Origin of the sequence: Kineococcus gypseus (genome assembly GCF_050871305.1) — a bacterium.
GTDB lineage: Bacteria > Actinomycetota > Actinomycetes > Actinomycetales > Kineococcaceae > Kineococcus > Kineococcus gypseus.
On record NZ_JBJLRD010000001.1, the window covers coordinates 37849 to 54264 of the forward strand.

Annotated in this window: 15 protein-coding genes; 5 read left to right on the top strand and 10 right to left on the bottom strand. The window is 76.2% G+C overall.

What is annotated here, in order from left to right; genetic code table 11:
• Positions 1–41: 41 nt before the first annotated feature.
• Entirely contained in the window at positions 42–545 is a 504-nt protein-coding gene (locus ACRYMN_RS00200; RefSeq protein WP_432490819.1) for a DinB family protein, read from the bottom strand.
• 101 nt (positions 546–646) lie between these two features.
• Between ACRYMN_RS00200 and ACRYMN_RS00205 the strand changes: the two genes are divergently transcribed.
• From ACRYMN_RS00205 to ACRYMN_RS00220, 4 genes are read left to right on the top strand one after another with little or no spacing between them, the layout of a single operon-like run.
• Positions 647–1033, top strand: a complete 387-nt coding sequence (locus tag ACRYMN_RS00205) for a VOC family protein (RefSeq protein WP_432490820.1) — start codon at positions 647–649, stop codon at positions 1031–1033.
• Positions 1034–1075: 42 nt separating this feature from the next.
• Positions 1076–1867 carry an MOSC domain-containing protein gene (locus ACRYMN_RS00210; RefSeq protein WP_432490821.1) on the top strand — a complete coding sequence of 264 codons (792 nt, stop codon included), beginning with the start codon at positions 1076–1078 and terminating at the stop codon, positions 1865–1867.
• A complete protein-coding gene (locus tag ACRYMN_RS00215) occupies positions 1860–2843 on the top strand; it encodes a PDR/VanB family oxidoreductase (RefSeq protein ID WP_432490822.1) in 984 nt (327 codons plus the stop codon). The genes ACRYMN_RS00210 and ACRYMN_RS00215 overlap by 8 nt, the downstream gene beginning before the upstream one ends.
• A 60-nt stretch (positions 2844–2903) precedes the next feature.
• A complete protein-coding gene (locus tag ACRYMN_RS00220; RefSeq protein ID WP_432490823.1) occupies positions 2904–3659 on the top strand; it encodes a GAF and ANTAR domain-containing protein in 756 nt (251 codons plus the stop codon).
• Between the two features lie 48 nt (positions 3660–3707).
• Here ACRYMN_RS00220 and ACRYMN_RS00225 read toward each other — a convergent pair whose 3' ends face one another.
• The 4 genes from ACRYMN_RS00225 to ACRYMN_RS00240 all read right to left on the bottom strand — a co-directional run bounded on the left by ACRYMN_RS00225 (position 3708) and on the right by ACRYMN_RS00240 (position 8292).
• Entirely contained in the window at positions 3708–4517 is an 810-nt protein-coding gene (locus ACRYMN_RS00225; RefSeq protein ID WP_432490824.1) for an amino acid ABC transporter ATP-binding protein, read from the bottom strand.
• Complete coding sequence (locus ACRYMN_RS00230; RefSeq protein ID WP_432490825.1) at positions 4514–5512, bottom strand: amino acid ABC transporter permease; 999 nt, start codon at positions 5510–5512, stop codon at positions 4514–4516. Before ACRYMN_RS00230 ends, ACRYMN_RS00225 begins: the two co-directional genes overlap by 4 nt.
• Positions 5509–6429, bottom strand: coding sequence for an ABC transporter substrate-binding protein (locus tag ACRYMN_RS00235; RefSeq protein ID WP_432490826.1), 921 nt, complete (start codon positions 6427–6429; stop codon positions 5509–5511). Before ACRYMN_RS00235 ends, ACRYMN_RS00230 begins: the two co-directional genes overlap by 4 nt.
• A gap of 90 nt (positions 6430–6519) precedes the next feature.
• Entirely contained in the window at positions 6520–8292 is a 1773-nt protein-coding gene (locus ACRYMN_RS00240; RefSeq protein WP_432490827.1) for a DUF7800 domain-containing protein, read from the bottom strand.
• Between the two features lie 46 nt (positions 8293–8338).
• On the opposite strand from ACRYMN_RS00240, the gene ACRYMN_RS00245 reads away from it, so the two are divergent.
• A complete protein-coding gene (locus tag ACRYMN_RS00245; RefSeq protein ID WP_432490828.1) occupies positions 8339–9061 on the top strand; it encodes an AAA family ATPase in 723 nt (240 codons plus the stop codon).
• A gap of 28 nt (positions 9062–9089) precedes the next feature.
• Here ACRYMN_RS00245 and ACRYMN_RS00250 read toward each other — a convergent pair whose 3' ends face one another.
• The 5 genes from ACRYMN_RS00250 to ACRYMN_RS00270 all read right to left on the bottom strand — a co-directional run bounded on the left by ACRYMN_RS00250 (position 9090) and on the right by ACRYMN_RS00270 (position 16276).
• Positions 9090–9692 (bottom strand): GDSL-type esterase/lipase family protein, encoded by a 603-nt coding sequence (locus ACRYMN_RS00250; protein WP_432490829.1) that lies wholly within the window; start codon positions 9690–9692, stop codon positions 9090–9092.
• A gap of 71 nt (positions 9693–9763) precedes the next feature.
• Positions 9764–10075 (bottom strand): hypothetical protein, encoded by a 312-nt coding sequence (locus tag ACRYMN_RS00255; protein ID WP_432490830.1) that lies wholly within the window; start codon positions 10073–10075, stop codon positions 9764–9766.
• Positions 10076–10173: 98 nt separating this feature from the next.
• Positions 10174–14148: a multifunctional oxoglutarate decarboxylase/oxoglutarate dehydrogenase thiamine pyrophosphate-binding subunit/dihydrolipoyllysine-residue succinyltransferase subunit gene (locus ACRYMN_RS00260; protein WP_432490831.1), complete on the bottom strand. Its 3975-nt coding sequence runs from the start codon at positions 14146–14148 to the stop codon at positions 10174–10176.
• A gap of 161 nt (positions 14149–14309) precedes the next feature.
• Positions 14310–15416, bottom strand: coding sequence for a sensor histidine kinase (locus ACRYMN_RS00265; RefSeq protein ID WP_432490912.1), 1107 nt, complete (start codon positions 15414–15416; stop codon positions 14310–14312).
• A 95-nt stretch (positions 15417–15511) separates the two neighbouring features.
• Positions 15512–16276, bottom strand: coding sequence for a response regulator transcription factor (locus ACRYMN_RS00270; RefSeq protein WP_432490832.1), 765 nt, complete (start codon positions 16274–16276; stop codon positions 15512–15514).
• Positions 16277–16416: the final 140 nt, after the last annotated feature.

Below are 16416 nucleotides of genomic sequence, written 5' to 3' on the forward strand. Positions count from 1 at the left end.
TCGTGCCCGGCGGGGCCGCGCGAGGCCGCCCGGGGCGCCCGTCAGGGGGAGGGGCGCTCCCCGGTGCGGCCGTCGAGCTGCTCGCGCAGCACGTCCGCGTGCCCGGCGTGGCGGGCGGTCTCGCCCACCAGGTGCACCAGCACCCAGCGCAGCGAGACGGGCGTGCCGTCGGCGGTGGTGCCGCGATCGGTGAGCTTCAGGGCCGCCACCGAGGCGTCGGCGGCCGCGCGGGCGCGCTCGTAGTAGGCCAGCACCCCCTCGGTGGTCTCCCACGGGTGCACGGTCCAGTCCGCGCGCGGGTCGTCCTCGAACGCCGCGGCGGGCACCGCGTCGTGCTCGCGGCCGAACGCGCGGCACAGCCAGCCGTACTCCACCGACGCCAGGTGCTTGGCCAGGCCCAGCAGCGAGGTGCCCGAGGGCACCAGCGGCCGGCGCAGCCGCTCGTCGTCGAGGTCCTGCAGCTTCCACAGGACCGCCCGGCGCTGCTCCTCCAGGGCGGCCACGAGGATCCGCTTCTCACCGGCCGTGGCCACGACGCTCGTCACGGTGGGCAAGGGTAGTGCGCGCGGGCGTCACCGCCCGGCGGGCGGCCGGGGACCGGTGCGCAGGGGTGGTGCCCGCCCGCGCGCTGCGCCACCCTGGCGCGGTGAGCCCGGTCCCGCGCGCGGTGCTGTCCGCGACGACCCTGGACAGCCCCGACCCGCAGCGCCTGGCCGGCTTCTGGCGCGAGCTGCTGGGCTGGCGGGTGGTGGAGGACTCCGAGGGCTGGGTGCTGCTGCGCCCGCACGGCGACGGCGCCGGCGCGGGTTTGGCCTTCCAACGCGAGCGGCTGCACCGGCCCCCGGCGTGGCCGGCGCGCGCCGGCGAGCAGACCCAGCAGGCGCACCTGGACGTCGAGGTCGACGACCTGGCCGCCGCCGCCGAGCGCGCCGTGGCGCTGGGTGCGCGGCTGCAGGAGCACCAGCCCCAGCAGGACGTGCGGGTCCTGCGCGACCCCGACGGCCACCCCTTCTGCCTGTTCACCCGCGCCTGAGGCGCGGGCCCGCGCCGCGGGCGCCCTCGCTACCGTGGGCCGGTGACGACGTCGAGCCCGGTGCGCGGGCGGGTCGAGGCGCTGCACGTGCACCCGGTCAAGGGCCTGAGCGCCCAGCCGCTGCGTCAGGTGCGGTTGACCGCCGGGCGCGGGGTGCCCTTCGACCGGGTCTTCGCGATGGCGCGCCCCGGCGGGGAGTACGCCCCCGGCGTGCGCCGGGGCCTGTCCAAGCGGCAGTTCTTCGCGCTGGTCGACGAGGCGCGCCTGGCGGGGCTGCGCACCCGGCTGGACACCGCCACCGGCGTGCTGGCCGTGGCGGTGCGCGAGCACGAGGTGCTGCGCGCGGACCTGCGCACCGAGCAGGGGGTGCGCGCGGTGCTGGAGCTGTTCGCCCGCGTGCTCGACCTGCCCGCCGGGGTGCTGCCGGTGTGGGCGCACGAGGAGGGCCGGCGCTTCACCGACACCGCCCCCGGCGGCGAGGAGGCCATGGAGCTGGTCTCCGTCCTCAACCTCGCCTCCGTGCGCGACCTGGAGCGCCGCGCCGGCGTGCCGGTGGACCCGCTGCGCTTCCGCGCCAACGTGCACGTCGACGGCCTGCCCGCCTGGTCCGAGCTGGACCTGGTGGGCGCCGAGTTCGACCTGGGCGGGGTGCGCGTGCGCGGGGCGTTCCCCACGGTGCGCTGCGCGGCCACGGAGGTCGACCCCGCCACCGGCCGGCGCGACCTGCCGGTGCCGCAGCTGCTGGTGCGCGCGTTCGGGCACGACCGGATGGGCCTGTACGTGCAGGTCCTCACCGGCGGCACGCTGGCCGTCGGCGGTGAGCTGCGTGCGTGACGACCTGCGCCTGCGGGTGGCGCGGGCGGACGACCTGACCCCCTCGGTGCGCCGCTTCGTCCTGGAGGACCCCGCCGGCGCGGCGCTGCCGGGCTACCGCGCCGGCGCGCACGTGGCCGTGACCACCCCCGCCGGGCACCGGCGCAGCTACAGCCTCGTCGAGCCCGGCGCGCGCGCCCCGCTGCGCTACGTGCTGTGCGTGCGCCGCGACGCCGACGGGCGCGGGGGGTCGGTGAGCATGCACGACGACGTCGCCGTCGGCGACGAGCTGGACGTCTCCGCGCCCGCCAACGCCTTCCCGCTGCTGCGCGCGCGGCGCTACCTGTTCATCGCCGGCGGCATCGGCATCACGCCGGTGCGGGCGATGGTCGGCGAGCTGCGGGCGCGCGGCGGGGCCGAGGTGCGGGTGCTGTACCTGACGCGCAGCCCCGAGGAGACCGCCTTCCTCGACGAGTTCTCCGCCGACGGCTCCCTGGTGCACCACAGCGCGCTGCACGGCCGGCTGGACCTGTGGCCGCACCTGGCCGAGCCCGACGACGACGCGCGCGTGTACTGCTGCGGGCCCACCGAGCTGGTGCGCGAGGTGCAGGCGCTGACCGCGCACTGGCGGCCCAGCCGGGTGCACGTGGAGGACTTCGCCGGCGTGGACGCCCTGGGCGGGCGGCGCGCGCCGTTCACGGCGGTGTGGGAGCCCACCGGCGCGCGCGTCGAGGTCGACGCCGGGACGACGGCGCTGGCGGCGCTGGAGCGCGCCGGCGTCGTGCTGGAGGCCTCCTGCGGCTCGGGCACGTGCGGCACGTGCCGGCTGCGGCTGCTGGCCGGCGAGGCCGAGCACCGCGACATGGTGCTCACCGCCGACGAGCGCGCGGGCTGGTTCATGCCGTGCGTGTCCCGGGCCCTCTCGCCCGAGCTGGTGCTCGCGCCGCCGGATCGGCCGGGGGGACCGGGGGGTGGGCCCGCGGCGGGGGTCCACTAGAGTTCCGGTCCACACGGTTCAAGCACGAGCCTCCCCCTGAGTCGTGGCAGGAGGCTCGCAGTGACGTCCGTCAGCGGTGCGACGGTCCCGCAGGAACCGGTCGTGGCCCTCGCGGCGGTGACCCGGCGCCTGCACGTCGCCGTCGGCGCGGCCACCCGCACCGCGGAGGTCGCCGACGCCGTGGTCGCGGCGGTCCTGGAGGCCGTGCCCGGTCTGCTCGGCGCCAGCGTGACCGTGCGCCGCGGCCGGCGCGCCACCACCGCGGCCGGCTCGGGCGAGCTGCCCCGGCGCGCCGACGAGGTCCAGTACGCCGCCGGCGAGGGGCCGTGCCTGCAGGCGATCGCCACCGGCGCGCCGGTGCACCTCGAGGACGTGGTGACCGAGCGGCGCTGGCCGGCGGTGACGCCGCGCTTCGCCGCCCTGGGCGTGGGCAGCGTGCTGTCCTCGCCGCTGGTGCCCGCCGACGACCTGGAGTGGTCGGCGGGGCTGAACGTGTACGCCCCGGACCCCGAGGGCCTCGACCCGCAGCGGCGTGCGCGCACCGAGGTCGTCGCGGCCGTGGCCGCCGGTGCGGCCTCGGCCTTCGCGCACCGCCAGCGCGCGCTGAACCTGGAGGAGGCCGTGGCCACCAACCGGGAGATCGGGGCGGCCGTCGGCGTCCTCATGGCCCTGCGCAAGATCACCAAGGAGCAGGCCGTGGCCGAGCTGCGGCGCGTCTCCCAGCACGCCAACCGCAAGCTGCGCGACGTGGCCGCCGAGGTGCTCGAGACCGGTCAGCTCGCCGAGCCGGCGCCGGGGCGGGCGGGGCAGCGCTGACCCGCCCGCCTCGGCGCCGGCCCGGCGAGCGGTGCCGGGCCGGGCGGCTCAGCCGCCCTCGTGCACCCGGGTCAGGAACGCGCGGGTGCGCTCGTGGCGGGGCGCGCCGATGACCTGCCCCGGCGGGCCGTGCTCGACGACGACGCCACCGTCCATGAACACCACCTGGTCGGCCACGTCGCGCGCGAACGCCACCTCGTGCGTGACCACCACCATCGTGGTGCCCTCCGCGGCCAGCTCGCGCATGACCGAGAGCACCTCCCCGACCAGCTCGGGGTCCAGCGCCGAAGTGGGCTCGTCGAACAGCATGAGCTTGGGCTCCATGGCCAGCGCGCGGGCGATGGCCACGCGCTGCTGCTGACCGCCGGAGAGCTGCGCGGGGTAGTTGTGCACCCGGTCGGCCAGCCCCACGCGCTCCAGCAGCGCCAGGGCGCGCTCGCGCGCCGCGGCCCGGGCCTGCCCGCGCACCAGCACCGGCGCCTCCACGACGTTCTCCAGCGCCGTCATGTGCGGGAAGAGGTTGAAGCGCTGGAAGACCATGCCGATGTCGCGGCGCTGCCGGGCGATCTCGGCGGCGGTGAGCCGGTGCAGGCGCCCGCCGCGCTCGCGCAGCCCGACGAGCTCGCCGTCGACCCACAGGCGCCCGCCGTCGATGCGCTCCAGCGCGTTGATGCAGCGCAGGAACGTCGTCTTGCCCGAGCCGGAGGGCCCCAGCAGGCACACGACCTCCCCGGCGCGCACCTCCAGGTCCACGCCCTTGAGGACCTCCACGTGCCCGAAGGACTTGTGCACGTTGACCGCGCGCACCAGCGGGCGCGCCGCGTCCGCACCCGGCAGCGCGCCGGGGACCGCGCTCACTTCTGCGCCCCCGGGCCTATCGCCACGCCGGCCGCGGCGGTGCGCGCCGGCGCCGCGGCGCCGAAGCCGCGCCCGAAGCGCCGCTCCAGGAAGTGCTGCCCGACCATGAGGACGCTGGTGAGGACCAGGTAGTACAGCACCGCGGCCGCCAGCGCCGGCAGCACCTGGTAGGTGCGCCCGCTGATCTGCGTCACCTGGTAGAAGAGCTCGACGGTCACCGGCAGCGCGCTCAGCAGCGAGGTGTCCTTGACCATGGCGATCAGCTCGTTGCCGGTGGGCGGGACGATGACGCGCATCGCCTGCGGCAGCACCACGCGGCGCATCACCTGCCGCCCCGTCATCCCCAGCGCCTCGGCGGCCTCGTGCTGGCCGCGGTCGACGCTGAGCAGGCCGGCGCGCGCGATCTCGGCCATGTAGGCGGCCTCGGACAGCCCCAGGGCCAGCACGCCGCCGGCGTAGCCGCCCAGCCAGGCGTACACCGTCGACTGCTCCACGGTCAGCAGGCGCAGCTCCGGAGTGCCCAGGGCGTCGGTGAGCAGGAAGTCGAACGGCACGCCCAGCGACAGGCCGCTGCCGAAGAGCGCGCCCAGGCTGCCGGTGAGGAAGAGCAGCACGTAGCGCGGCACCGAGCGGAAGAACCACGTGTACACCCACGCCGCGCCGGAGAGCAGCGGGTTGTCCGACAGGCGCAGCACCGCCAGGAGCACGCCGACGGCCACGCCGATCGCCATGGCCAGCACCGTCATGAGCAGCGTGCCCAGCAGCAGGCCGCGGATGACGGCGTTCTGGTTCATCACCTCGAACGTGAACGCCCAGTCGAACGCGGGGCTGGTCAGCAGCAGGTGCGCCAGCATCGCGACGAGCACCGCGATGACCGCCAGCGCCACCCACCGCCACGGGTGGCGCACCTCCACGGCGTCGACGCGCCCGGGGCGCTCGCCGCCGACCGCGCCGACCGCGCCGACCGCGCCCGTGCCGGGCTCCTGCGGGCTCACGGCGCCGGGTTCACCGGGAACTCGTCCACGGCGCCGTCCTGCGCGCCCCACGCCTCGATCGCGGCCGAGTACGCGCCCTCCTCGGCCAGGGCGCTCAGCGCGCGGGAGACCGCCTCGGCGGTGCCGGTCTGCTCCAGCGGCACCACGATGCCGTAGGGGGCGGCGTCGTAGATGTCCCCGGCGAGCTCGATGCCCTCGCTCTGCTGCACCGCGTACGCGGTCACGGGGGAGTCGGCCAGCATCGCCTGCACGCGCCCCTGCACCAGCGCCGCGGTGGCGTCCTGCTGGGAGTCGAAGGGGACCACCTCGATGGCCGGGCGGCCGGCGTCGGTGCACGCCTGCTGGCGCGCGGGCAGGTCCTCGTCGGACTGCACGGTGCCGTTCTGCACCGAGACCGTCACGCCGCAGGCGTCGTCCGGGTCGACGCCGTCGGGGTTGCCCTCGCGCACCGCCCACTGGGTGCCGGCGTTGAAGTACTGGACCATGTTCACCTGCTGCAGCCGCTCGGCGTTGATGGTGAACGAGGAGATCGCCGCGTCGTAGCGGTTGCCCTGCACGCCCGTGATGAGGGTGTCGAACCCGGCGTTCTGGTACTGCGCCTCCAGGCCCAGCTTGGCGGCCACGGCGTCCATGAGGTCGATGTCCATGCCGACGACCTCGGTGCCGCGCAGGAACTCGTTGGGCGCGTACTCGGCGTTGGTGCCCACGCGCAGCACGCCGGAGTCGCGCACCTGCTGCGGCAGCAGCTCCGCCAGCGCCGGGTCCGCGCTCACCGAGGGCGCGGCGGCCGGCGCCGAGCTGGGGGCCGCGCCCCCCTCGGAGCCGCCGGACAGCGAGTCGGAGCCGCAGCCGGTCAGGGCCAGGGCGCCGAGCGCCAGGGCGCCGAGCAGCGACGTGCGGGGGGTGCGAGCGAGCACGGGACGTACCTCCGGGGTCGGGGTGGGCCTGGACAGTGTGGACCACGCCGGGCACCGCCCGTGCGGGGTGGCCGCCCGCCCCGGGTGTCGTTACGCAGATGTCACACGCTCGCGCCGCGGCGCGCTCAGCCGGTCGCTGAGCGTGCGCCGCAGGCGCTGGCGGCCGCCGTCGAGCACCGCGTGGTCCACCTCGACGGCCGCGCCGCCGTCGCCGCCGAGCACCACCGTCATCACCCCGTTGGCGAACCACGGCCCGTTCTCCACCTCCCAGCTCACCTCCGGGTCGCGCACCCCCGCCGCGCGCGCCAGGGCCCCCGCCAGGGCCCGCACCGGGCGCGCGTCCAGCAGCCGGTTGGCCACGCGCACCCCGCGCGAGAGCGGGTTGCGGAAGGGCGACATCACCAGCTGGTGCACCGCCGGCGCGCCCGCCCCGGCGCCGGGCAGGCGCACCCGCGCGGTGTAGCTGCAGTGCACGTCGCCGGAGAGCAGCAGCACGCTCGCCGGCGGGCGCGGCCCGGTGACGGCGTCGGCCAGCAGGCGCACCAGGGCGTCGAAGGAGGCGCGGAAGGCCGCCCAGTGCTCCAGGTCGGCCGCCTGGCGCAGCGCCTCGGCCCACCGCGCCGCCCGCGGGCCCCAGACCCCGTCGGCGACGGCCTCGTCGAAGCCCTCGGCGTGGTGGATGCCGTGCAGCAGGAACGCCGGCAGCGTCGTGGCCAGCAGCACGTGCCGGGCCGGCCCGTCCAGGCCGTCGCCGGCGCCGAGCACCTGCTCGCGCACCCAGCGCCACTCCGCCTCGTCGGCGATGCGCCGCCGGCCCGGCTGCAGGCGCCGCGCGCAGCGCGAGTCCACCGCCACCAGCCGCGCCGGGCCCACGTCGCGCGCGAAGCTCCAGCGGGCGGTGGAGGGGTCCCCGTCGGCGCGCAGCGCGAAGGCGTCCAGCAGGCGGTCGCGCTCGGCGTCGTCGGGCTCGGCGCGCAGCCGGGCCAGCAGCTCGTCCCCGGCCAGCTCGGCGGGGGAGAGGTTGCCCAGGTGCTGGTGGACCCAGTAGCTGGCGAAGGCGCCGGCGACGCGCTCGCGCCACCAGGGCCGGCGGGAGACCTCCTCGCGCCAGGCCTGCGAGGTGTTCCAGTCGTCGCGCAGGTCGTGGTCGTCCAGCAGCATGCAGGTCGGCACGGTCGAGAGCAGCCAGCGCACCGCCTCCGGCCCCCACGTCTCGTGGTAGAGCCAGGTGTACTCCTCGAAGTCGCCGATCTCCTCGCGCACCTCCTGCTCGGCGTCCCGGCCGGTGCGGTGCCGCTCGCGCAGCCGCTCCTTCAGGGCCGGGGTGGGGTCGTCGGCGTAGACCTGGTCGCCGACGAAGAGCAGCAGGTCCGGCCAGCGCTCCTCCACGGCGTGCTCGGCGAGCATGCGGTGCGCCAGGGCGCTGAGGGCGTCCACGCCCACCAGCCGCACCGACTCCGGCCCGTCGTCGCCGGCGCGCCGGCACGAGCCGAACGCCAGGCGCAGGTCGGCGCCGGGGGCGGGGGTGCGCACCTCGCTGGCCGGCCAGCGCCACGACGCCGCCGGCGGCGGCCAGGCCACCTCCTCGTCGAGCAGCACCCGGTAGGGCAGGCGCTGCCCGGCGGGCAGCCCCTCCACGACCGCGAGGGCGTAGTGGTGCCCGTGCAGGGTCAGCGTCGGGGTGCTGCCGCTCGCGGTGCCCCCGCCGGGCAGGTCCACCTCCACGCGCACCGTCGCGGGCCGGCGCGCCTCCACCCACACGGTGGCGCTGCCGGCGTCCACGTAGCGCAGCAGCGGGCCCAGCAGCAGCGCGGGGGGTTCGTCCTGGTGGGCCCGGTCCTGGACCTCGTCGTTCGGCGGCATCCGGCAATCTTGGACCGTGCCGGCCGATCCGCGAACCGTCCGCCGCGTGGAGCGTCACCCGGACGCCGCGTTCGACCCCTCCGCGTGGCCGGACTCGGTACCGGCGGTGACGCACCTGCTCACCGAGGGCCTGGACCTGCCCGCGGGGGTGACCTTCCTCGTCGGCGCCAACGGCTCCGGCAAGTCCACGATCGTCGAGGCCGTCGTCGAGGTGCTGGGCGTGCACGCCGAGGGCGGCTCCAGCGCGCACCTGGCCGGCGCCGACCGCGGCCGCGGGGGCGACCGCTCCGGCCTGGCCGAGCGGCTGCGCGCGGTGCGCTCGCCCGGGCGCCGCGGGCCGGTGTTCTTCCTGCGCGCCGAGACCGCGCACCGCTTCTACACCTACCTGGAGGAGGCGGCGCACGAGGGCGCCGGGCCGCCGCGCCCGCACGCCCTGCACCGCCTCAGCCACGGCGAGGGGTTCGTGGAGGTGCTGCTGGGCAGCAGGTGGGTGCGCGAGGCCCGGGTGCTGCTGCTCGACGAGCCGGAGTCGGCGCTGTCGCTCGAGAACCAGCTGCTGCTGGGCGCGGAGCTGGCCCGGCTGGCCGGCGAGGGCCGGCAGGTGCTGTGCGCGACGCACTCGCCGGTGCTCACCTCGCTGCCCGGCGCGCACCTGCTCCAGCTCGACGGCTCCGGCATCGCCCCGGTGGCCTGGGAGGAACTGGAGCTGGTGCACCACTGGCGCTTCTTCCTCGACGCCCCCGAGCGCTACTGGCGCCGGGCGACGTGACGCGCCGCGCGGCGCCGCGCGCCGCCGCTCAGGGCTGCTGCACGCCCAGCCAGTCGTACCAGCCGCTGTGCAGCACCAGCCACGCCAGCAGCCCGTAGCCGGCCTGGCCCGGGTGCACGCCGTCGCCGGCGGCGAGGTCGGCGTACCAGTCCTCGTGGTCGGCCAGCGGGGTGAAGGTGTCCACGTAGAACACCCGGCGCCGGGTGCACACGTCGGCGAAGGCGTCGGCGAGGTCGCCGATGCGCTCGTTGCGCTCCTCGTCGGCCACCGGGGTGGGGCCGACCACCAGGGCGGGCAGGCCGCGCGCCTCGCACTCGTCGAGGACGTTGGCCAGGTTCAGCCGGCTGCGCGCCAGCGTGGTGCCGGCGTCGAGGTCGGCGTGGCCCAGGCCCACCACGAGGCGGTGCTCGTCGCCGCCGGCGAAGCGGCGGGCGGTCTCGTCGCGCCAGCGGGCGTTGAGGTCGGTGGTCGTCTCGTCGGGGACGCCCAGCGGGTACAGCGTGATGTCGCGGTCGTCGCGGGGGGTGCGCGCCGAGACGCGCCCGACCCAGCCCAGGGCGCGCGGGTCGCCCACGCCGGTCACGAACTCGTCGCCCACCAGGCACACCCGCACGTCGTAGCGGCCGTTCACAGCTGGTCCTCGCGCACGGGGGTGGTGCTCCTGTCGTCGGTCGGGGGAGTGCGCGAGCCAGGGTAGTGCGCCTACGGGCCCAGCAGCGCCGCGACGTCCAGCGGCGCCAGCGCCACGCCGAGGTCCAGCTCGACCGTGCCGTCGCCGGGGCGCAGCACGTGCGTGGCGCGGAACGCGCCGTCGTCGAGGACGTGCGTGGTCGGCGTGCGCTCGCGCGGGTCGACGACCCAGTACCGGGGCAGGCCGGCCGCGATGCGCTGGTGCGTCCGCGTCGGGCTCGGGCCCACGAGCAGGTGCCCGTCGACGTGCTCCACACGGGTGTCCTCCGGCATCGCGTCGTGCTCGTCCCAGGAGACCGGGTGCCCGCTCCCGGGTGTCGTCACCGCCACGTGGTACCTCCTCCGCTCCCCGGCAGCGTACGGCGCGGCCCCCGCCGCCCGGGAGGGCTGCGGGGGCCGCGCGGTGCCGGTGGGGGTGCGCCTCAGCGGTCGAAGGCCTCCGCGACCAGCTGCTGCTGCTCGGCCTGGTGGCGCTTGACCGAGCCGGCCGCCGGGGAGGCCGAGGCGGGGCGCGAGACGCGGCGCAGGCGGGTGCCCACGCGGGTGAAGAGGTTCATCGCCACGTGCTGCCAGCCGCCCTGGTTGGCCGGCTCCTCCTGCACCCACACCAGCTCGGCGTCGGGGTGGGCGTCGGCGACCTCCATCAGCGCGTCCACCGGCAGCGAAGCCAGCTGCTCGACGCGCACGACGGCGGTGCGGCGGTCGCCGCGCCTGGCCCGCTCGGCGACGAGGTCCCAGTAGACCTTGCCGCTGCACAGCAGGACGCGGTCGACCTGCTGCGGGTCCAGGCCGCCCTCGTCGCCGACGACCTCCCGGAACGTGCCGGAGGTGAAGTCCTCCAGCGCCGACTGCGCCGCCTTCAGGCGCAGCATCGACTTGGGGGTGAAGACGATCAGCGGGCGGCGCGGGCGCGCGTACGCCTGGCGCCGCAGCAGGTGGAAGTAGCTCGCCGGCGTGGAGGGCACCGCGACCGTCATGTTGTCCTCGGCGCACATCTGCAGGAAGCGCTCGATGCGCCCGGAGGAGTGGTCCGGGCCCTGGCCCTCGTAGCCGTGCGGCAGCAGCAGCACCACCGAGGAGCGCTGGCCCCACTTCTGCTCGCCGGCGGCGATGAACTCGTCGATGACGGTCTGCGCGCCGTTGAAGAAGTCGCCGAACTGCGCCTCCCACAGCACCAGGGCGTCGGGGCGCTCCACCGAGTAGCCGTACTCGAAGCCCATGGCCGCGTACTCGCTCAGCAGCGAGTCGTAGATCCAGAACTTCGCCTGGTCCTGGCCCAGGTACAGCAGCGGCGTCCACTCCTCGCCGGTGACGCGGTCGGTGAGCACCGCGTGGCGCGAGACGAACGTGCCGCGGCGCGAGTCCTGCCCGGCCAGGCGCACCGGTGTGCCCTCCAGCAGCAGCGAGCCGAAGGCCAGCAGCTCGCCCCAGCCCCAGTCCACGCCGCCCTCGCGCGACATCTGCTCGCGCTTGTCCAGCAGCTGGCGCAGCTTGGGGTGCACGGTGAAGCCCTCCGGCGGGTTCGCCTGCACCGTGCCGATGTGCCGCAGCACCTGCGCGTCCACCGCGGTGGCCCGCGTGGTCACCGGCGCGCGGTCGTCGGCCTCCTGGGCGCGGGGGCGCTCCAGGCCGCCGCGCCCGTCGCCGCCGTCGCCCTCGGAGGACTCGCGCGTCTCGGCGAAGGCCCGCTCCAGCTGGGCGGAGTAGTCGCGCAGCGCCTCCTCGGCGTCCTCGACGGTGATGTCGCCGCGGCCGATGAGCTGCTCGGTGTACTGCTTGCGCACGCTGCGCTTCTTCTCGATGAGGTTGTACATCAGCGGCTGCGTCATCGACGGGTCGTCGCCCTCGTTGTGGCCGCGGCGGCGGTAGCAGACCATGTCGATGATGACGTCCTTGTCGAACGCCTGGCGGAACTCGAACGCCAGCTGCGCCACGCGCACGCACGCCTCGGGGTCGTCGCCGTTCACGTGGAAGATCGGCGCCTGGATCATGCGGCCGACGTCGGTGGCGTACACCGACGAGCGCGCCGAGGCCGGCGCGGTGGTGAAGCCGACCTGGTTGTTGATGACCACGTGCACGGTGCCGCCGGTGCGGTAGCCGCGCAGCTGCGACAGGTTCAGCGTCTCGGCGACCACGCCCTGCCCGGCGAAGGCGGCGTCGCCGTGCAGCAGCACCGGCAGCACCGGGAACGAGGCGCCGGCCTTGTTCAGGCGGTCCTGCTTGGCGCGCGCCACGCCCTCGAGCACCGGGTCCACGGCCTCCAGGTGCGAGGGGTTGGCGGCCACGTACACCTTCGTGCACTCACCGTCCTCGCCGGTGAAGGTGCCCTCGGTGCCCAGGTGGTACTTCACGTCGCCCGAGCCCTGCACGGTGCGCGGGTCCTGCACGCCCTCGAACTCGCGGAAGACCTGGCTGTAGCTCTTGCCGGCGATGTTGGTCAGCACGTTCAGGCGCCCGCGGTGCGCCATGCCCAGGCACACCTCGTCCAGGCCCTCGGTGGCCGCGCGCGAGAGCAGCGCGTCCAGCAGCGCGATGACGGACTCCCCGCCCTCCAGCGAGAAGCGCTTCTGCCCGACGTACTTCGTCTGCAGGAACGTCTCGAACGCCTCGGCGGCGTTCAGCCGGCGCAGGACCCGCAGCTGCTCGGCGGCGCTGGGCTTGGCGTAGGGCCGCTCGACGCGGTCCTGGATCCAGCGGCGCTGCTCGGGGTCCTGGATGTGCATGTACTCGATGCCCACGGTGCGGCAGTACGAGTCGCGCAGCACGCCGAGGACGTCGCGCAGCTTCATGTGCGCCTTGCCGCCGAAGCCGCCGGTGGGGAACTCGCGGTCGAGGTCCCACAGCGTCAGGCCGTGCGACTCGATCTCCAGGTCCGGGTGGACGCGCTGGCGGTACTCCAGCGGGTCGGTGTCGGCCATGAGGTGCCCGCGCACGCGGTAGGCGTGGACCAGCTCGACCACGCGCGCGGTCTTGTTGATCTGGTCGTCGTGCGAGACGGAGATGTCCGCGGTCCAGCGGATCGGCTGGTAGGGGATGTGCAGCGCCTGGAAGACGCGGTCGTAGAACCCGTCCTCGCCCAGCAGCTTGCCGTGCACGACCCGCAGGAACTCGCCCGAGCCGGCGCCCTGGATGATGCGGTGGTCGTAGGTGGAGGTCAGCGTGATGACCTTGCTGACGGCCAGGCGGGTCAGCGTCTCCTCGCTGGCGCCCTGGTACTCCGCCGGGTACTCCATGGCGCCCACGCCGATGATCGCGCCCTGGCCCTTGACCAGCCGCGGCACCGAGTGCACGGTGCCGATCGTGCCGGGGTTGGTCAGGCTGATCGTCGTGCCGGCGAAGTCGGCGGCGGTGAGCTTGCCGCCGCGCGCGCGGCGCACCACGTCCTCGTAGGCGGCCCAGAACTCCGCGAAGTCCTTGGTCTCGCACTCCTTGACGGCCGGCACCATCAGCTGGCGGGTGCCGTCCGGCTTGGGCAGGTCGATGGCGATGCCGAGGTTGACGTGCGCCGGGTGCAGGACGGCGGGCTTGCCGGCGTCGTCCAGCGCGTACGCCGCGTTCATCGACGGCATCAGGCCCAGCGCCTCGACGACGGCGTAGCCGATGAGGTGCGTGAAGGAGACCTTGCCGCCGCGGGCGCGCTTGAGGTGGTTGTTGATGACGATGCGGTTGTCCACCAGCAGCTTCGCCGGCACCGCCCGCACGCTCGTGGCCGTGGGGACCTCGAGCGACTCCTCCATGTTCACCACGACGCGCGCGGCCGGGCCGCGCAGCTTCTCGACGGTGTCGCGCTCGGGGAACGGCGCGCGCTCGGGGGCGGGCGCGACGCCGGCCGGGCGCGCCGCCGTCGGCGCGGGCGGGGCGGTGGTGGCCGTGACGGCGGTGGCCGCCGAGGTGGTCGACGCCGCCGCGGTGCCGGCCCCGGGTGCCTGCGCCGGGCTGCCCGCGGGCGCCTGCGCCGGGCCGCCGGCGGTGCTCACCGGCGCCGGGGCCGCCGGGCGGGCGGGCGCGGCCGGGCGGGCGGGCGCCGCCGCGCCGGCGTCCGCGCGGTGGGTGCCGTTCGCGCCGGCGGCGCCGCGCGGGGCGACCTGCGGCGCGGGCCGCGCGGCCGGCGCGGCGTGGTGGGTGGTGCCGTTGGCGGACCCGGCGGCGGTGCCGGCGCCCGCGGTGCTGCTCGTGCCGCTCGTGGTGCTCGTGGTGCTCGCGCCGCCGGCGGTGGCGGTGCTGGTGGTCGAGCCCGCGGGGTTCTCCGCGGGGGTGTAGTCGGCGAAGAAGTCCCACCAGGCCTCGTCGACCGAGTGCTTGTCCTTCAAGTACTGCTCGTACAGCTCGTCGACGAGCCACTCGTTCGGGCCGAACGTGGAGAGCTTGTCCTCGTGGGGCGAGGGCTGCTGAGGCACGGCGTTGTCGCCTTCTTCCTCGGGTCGGGCTACGCGGGCGCCCCTCCAGCCTATCCCTCGCACCAACGCCCCGAGGCACCACCGGGTGCCGCCGCAGCCTCACCGTGCGTCACGTGCGTGACGTGCGCGACACCCGGCCTGGGCGCCGGCGGGGCCGGGCCTCAACGGGCCGCCGGCGCCTCGCGCGGCAGGTGCACGTCGATGCGGCAGCCGCCGCCCGGCGGCGTCGGGCCCACCCGGATCGTGCCGCCGTGCAGCTGCACCGCCCAGCGGGCGATGGCCAGGCCCAGGCCGGTGCCGCCGTCGGTGCGCGCGCTGCCGCGCTGGAAGCGCTCGAAGACCCGCTCGCGGTCGGCGTCGGCGATGCCCGGCCCCTCGTCCTGCACGCTGATGCGCACCACCGGCCCGGCCGCGTGCGCCGAGACGCGCACCGTCCCGCCCGGCGGGGAGTGCCGCGAGGCGTTGTCCAGCAGGTTGGCCACCACCTGGTGCAGGCGCGCGGAGTCCACCTCCACGCTCAGCCCCGGCGGGTCCACCGCCACCGCGTAGCGCACGTCGCGCCCCGTCATCGACATCGCGCGCGCCGCCTGCTCCAGGAACGGCTCCAGCGCCAGCTCCTCGCGGTCCAGCGAGACCGCCCCGGCGTCCAGGCGGGAGAGGTCCAGCAGCTGCTCGACCAGCCGGCCCAGCCGCTCGGTCTGCGCCAGCGCCGTGCCCAGCGTCTCGCGGTCGGGCTCGGTGACCCCGTCGACGAGGTTCTCCATCACCGCGTGCAGCGCCGAGACGGGCGTGCGCAGCTCGTGGCTGACGTTGGCCACCAGCTCGCGGCGCTCGCGGTCCACCGCCTCGAGGTCCTGCGCCATCCTGTTGAAGGCGTCGGCCAGCTCGCCCACCTCGTCGCTGCTCGTCGAGCGGACCCGCCGCGAGTAGTCGCCGGTGGCCATCGCGCGCGCCGCGGCCGTCATCTCCCGCAGCGGCGAGGTCATCCCGCGCGCCAGGAGCTGGGTGAACACCAGCGTGACGACGATGGCCAGCGGCAGCGTGTAGCGCGGGCCGATGCGCAGCGCGTCCAGCCGCAGCCCGGCCCACACCAGCAGCGAGGCCACCGTCACGGACGCGGCCACCAGCAGCGCCAGCTTCGTCTTCAGCGAGTGCACCGGGTCCAGCGGGCGCACGTCCGGCCAGGGGCGGCGCGTGGCGGGCAGCCCGCCGTCCGGGCGCACGCTGGCGCGGGCGCGCGCCCGCGCGTCGCGGGCCGCGCCGGTCAGCGGGATCGGGCCGGTCAGGCCCGTGGAGGCCGGCCCCGCCGCCCCGCCCGCCCCGCCCGGCCCGGCGGGGGCGGGCCCGGCGCCGCGCTCGCCGCTCACGCCCGCTCCTCCGCGCCTCCCGGCTCGCCGGGCTCGAACGCGTAGCCGACGCCGTGCACGGTGCGCACGAGGTCCGCGCCCAGCTTGCGGCGCAGGGCCTTGACGTGGCTGTCGACCGTGCGGGTGCCCGAGGCGTCGGCCCAGTCCCACACCTCCTCGAGCAGCTTCTCGCGGGTGAGCACCGTGCGCGGGGAGCCGGCCAGGCACACGAGCAGGTCGAACTCGGTGGGCGTCAGGTGCACCTCGGTGCCCGAGCGGCGCACGCGCCGCTGGTCGCGGTCGACGACGAGCTCGCCGCCGGCGACGGCGAAGGTGAGGGTGCCGGCGGCCGCGGGGGTGCCCACCAGCTGCCGGGCCCGCTCCACGCGGCGCACCAGCGCGTTGACCCGCGCGACGAGCTCGCGCATGGAGAACGGCTTGGTCATGTAGTCGTCCGCGCCCACGCCCAGGCCGACCAGCTTGTCGGTCTCGTCGTCGCGGGCGGTGAGCATGAGGACCGGCACCGGCCGAGAGGCCTGCACCCGCCGGCACACCTCCAGCCCGTCGAAGCCGGGCAGCATCACGTCGAGCACGACCACGTCGGGGTCCACGCGCTCGCACAGCTCCACCCCGCCGGGGCCGTCGCCGGCCGTCTGCACCGCGTACCCCTCCGCGCGCAGGCGCCGGGCGACGGCGTCGGCGATGGTCGGCTCGTCCTCGACGACGACCGCCGTGCGGGTGGGGGCGGCGCCGGCGCCGCCGGGGGAGGTGCCCGTGCTCATGGCAGCGAGGGTAGGCCGCCGCGGCGGGCGCCGGACCGGTCGGCGCGCGCGTGCACGAGCCCTCCACCCGATCCGACCCCCGCCGCCGCCCCGTCACCACGGCGCAACGCGGCGGTGACGCAGCCGAAACGCCGGGCTGG

Excerpts from the sequence above, each read along its gene's own strand:
- ACRYMN_RS00240 (WP_432490827.1), bottom strand. The coding sequence starts at position 8,292 with ATGCCGCCGAACGACGAGGTCCAGGACCGGGCCCACCAGGACGAACCC.
- ACRYMN_RS00270 (WP_432490832.1), bottom strand. The coding sequence starts at position 16,276 with ATGAGCACGGGCACCTCCCCCGGCGGCGCCGGCGCCGCCCCCACCCGC.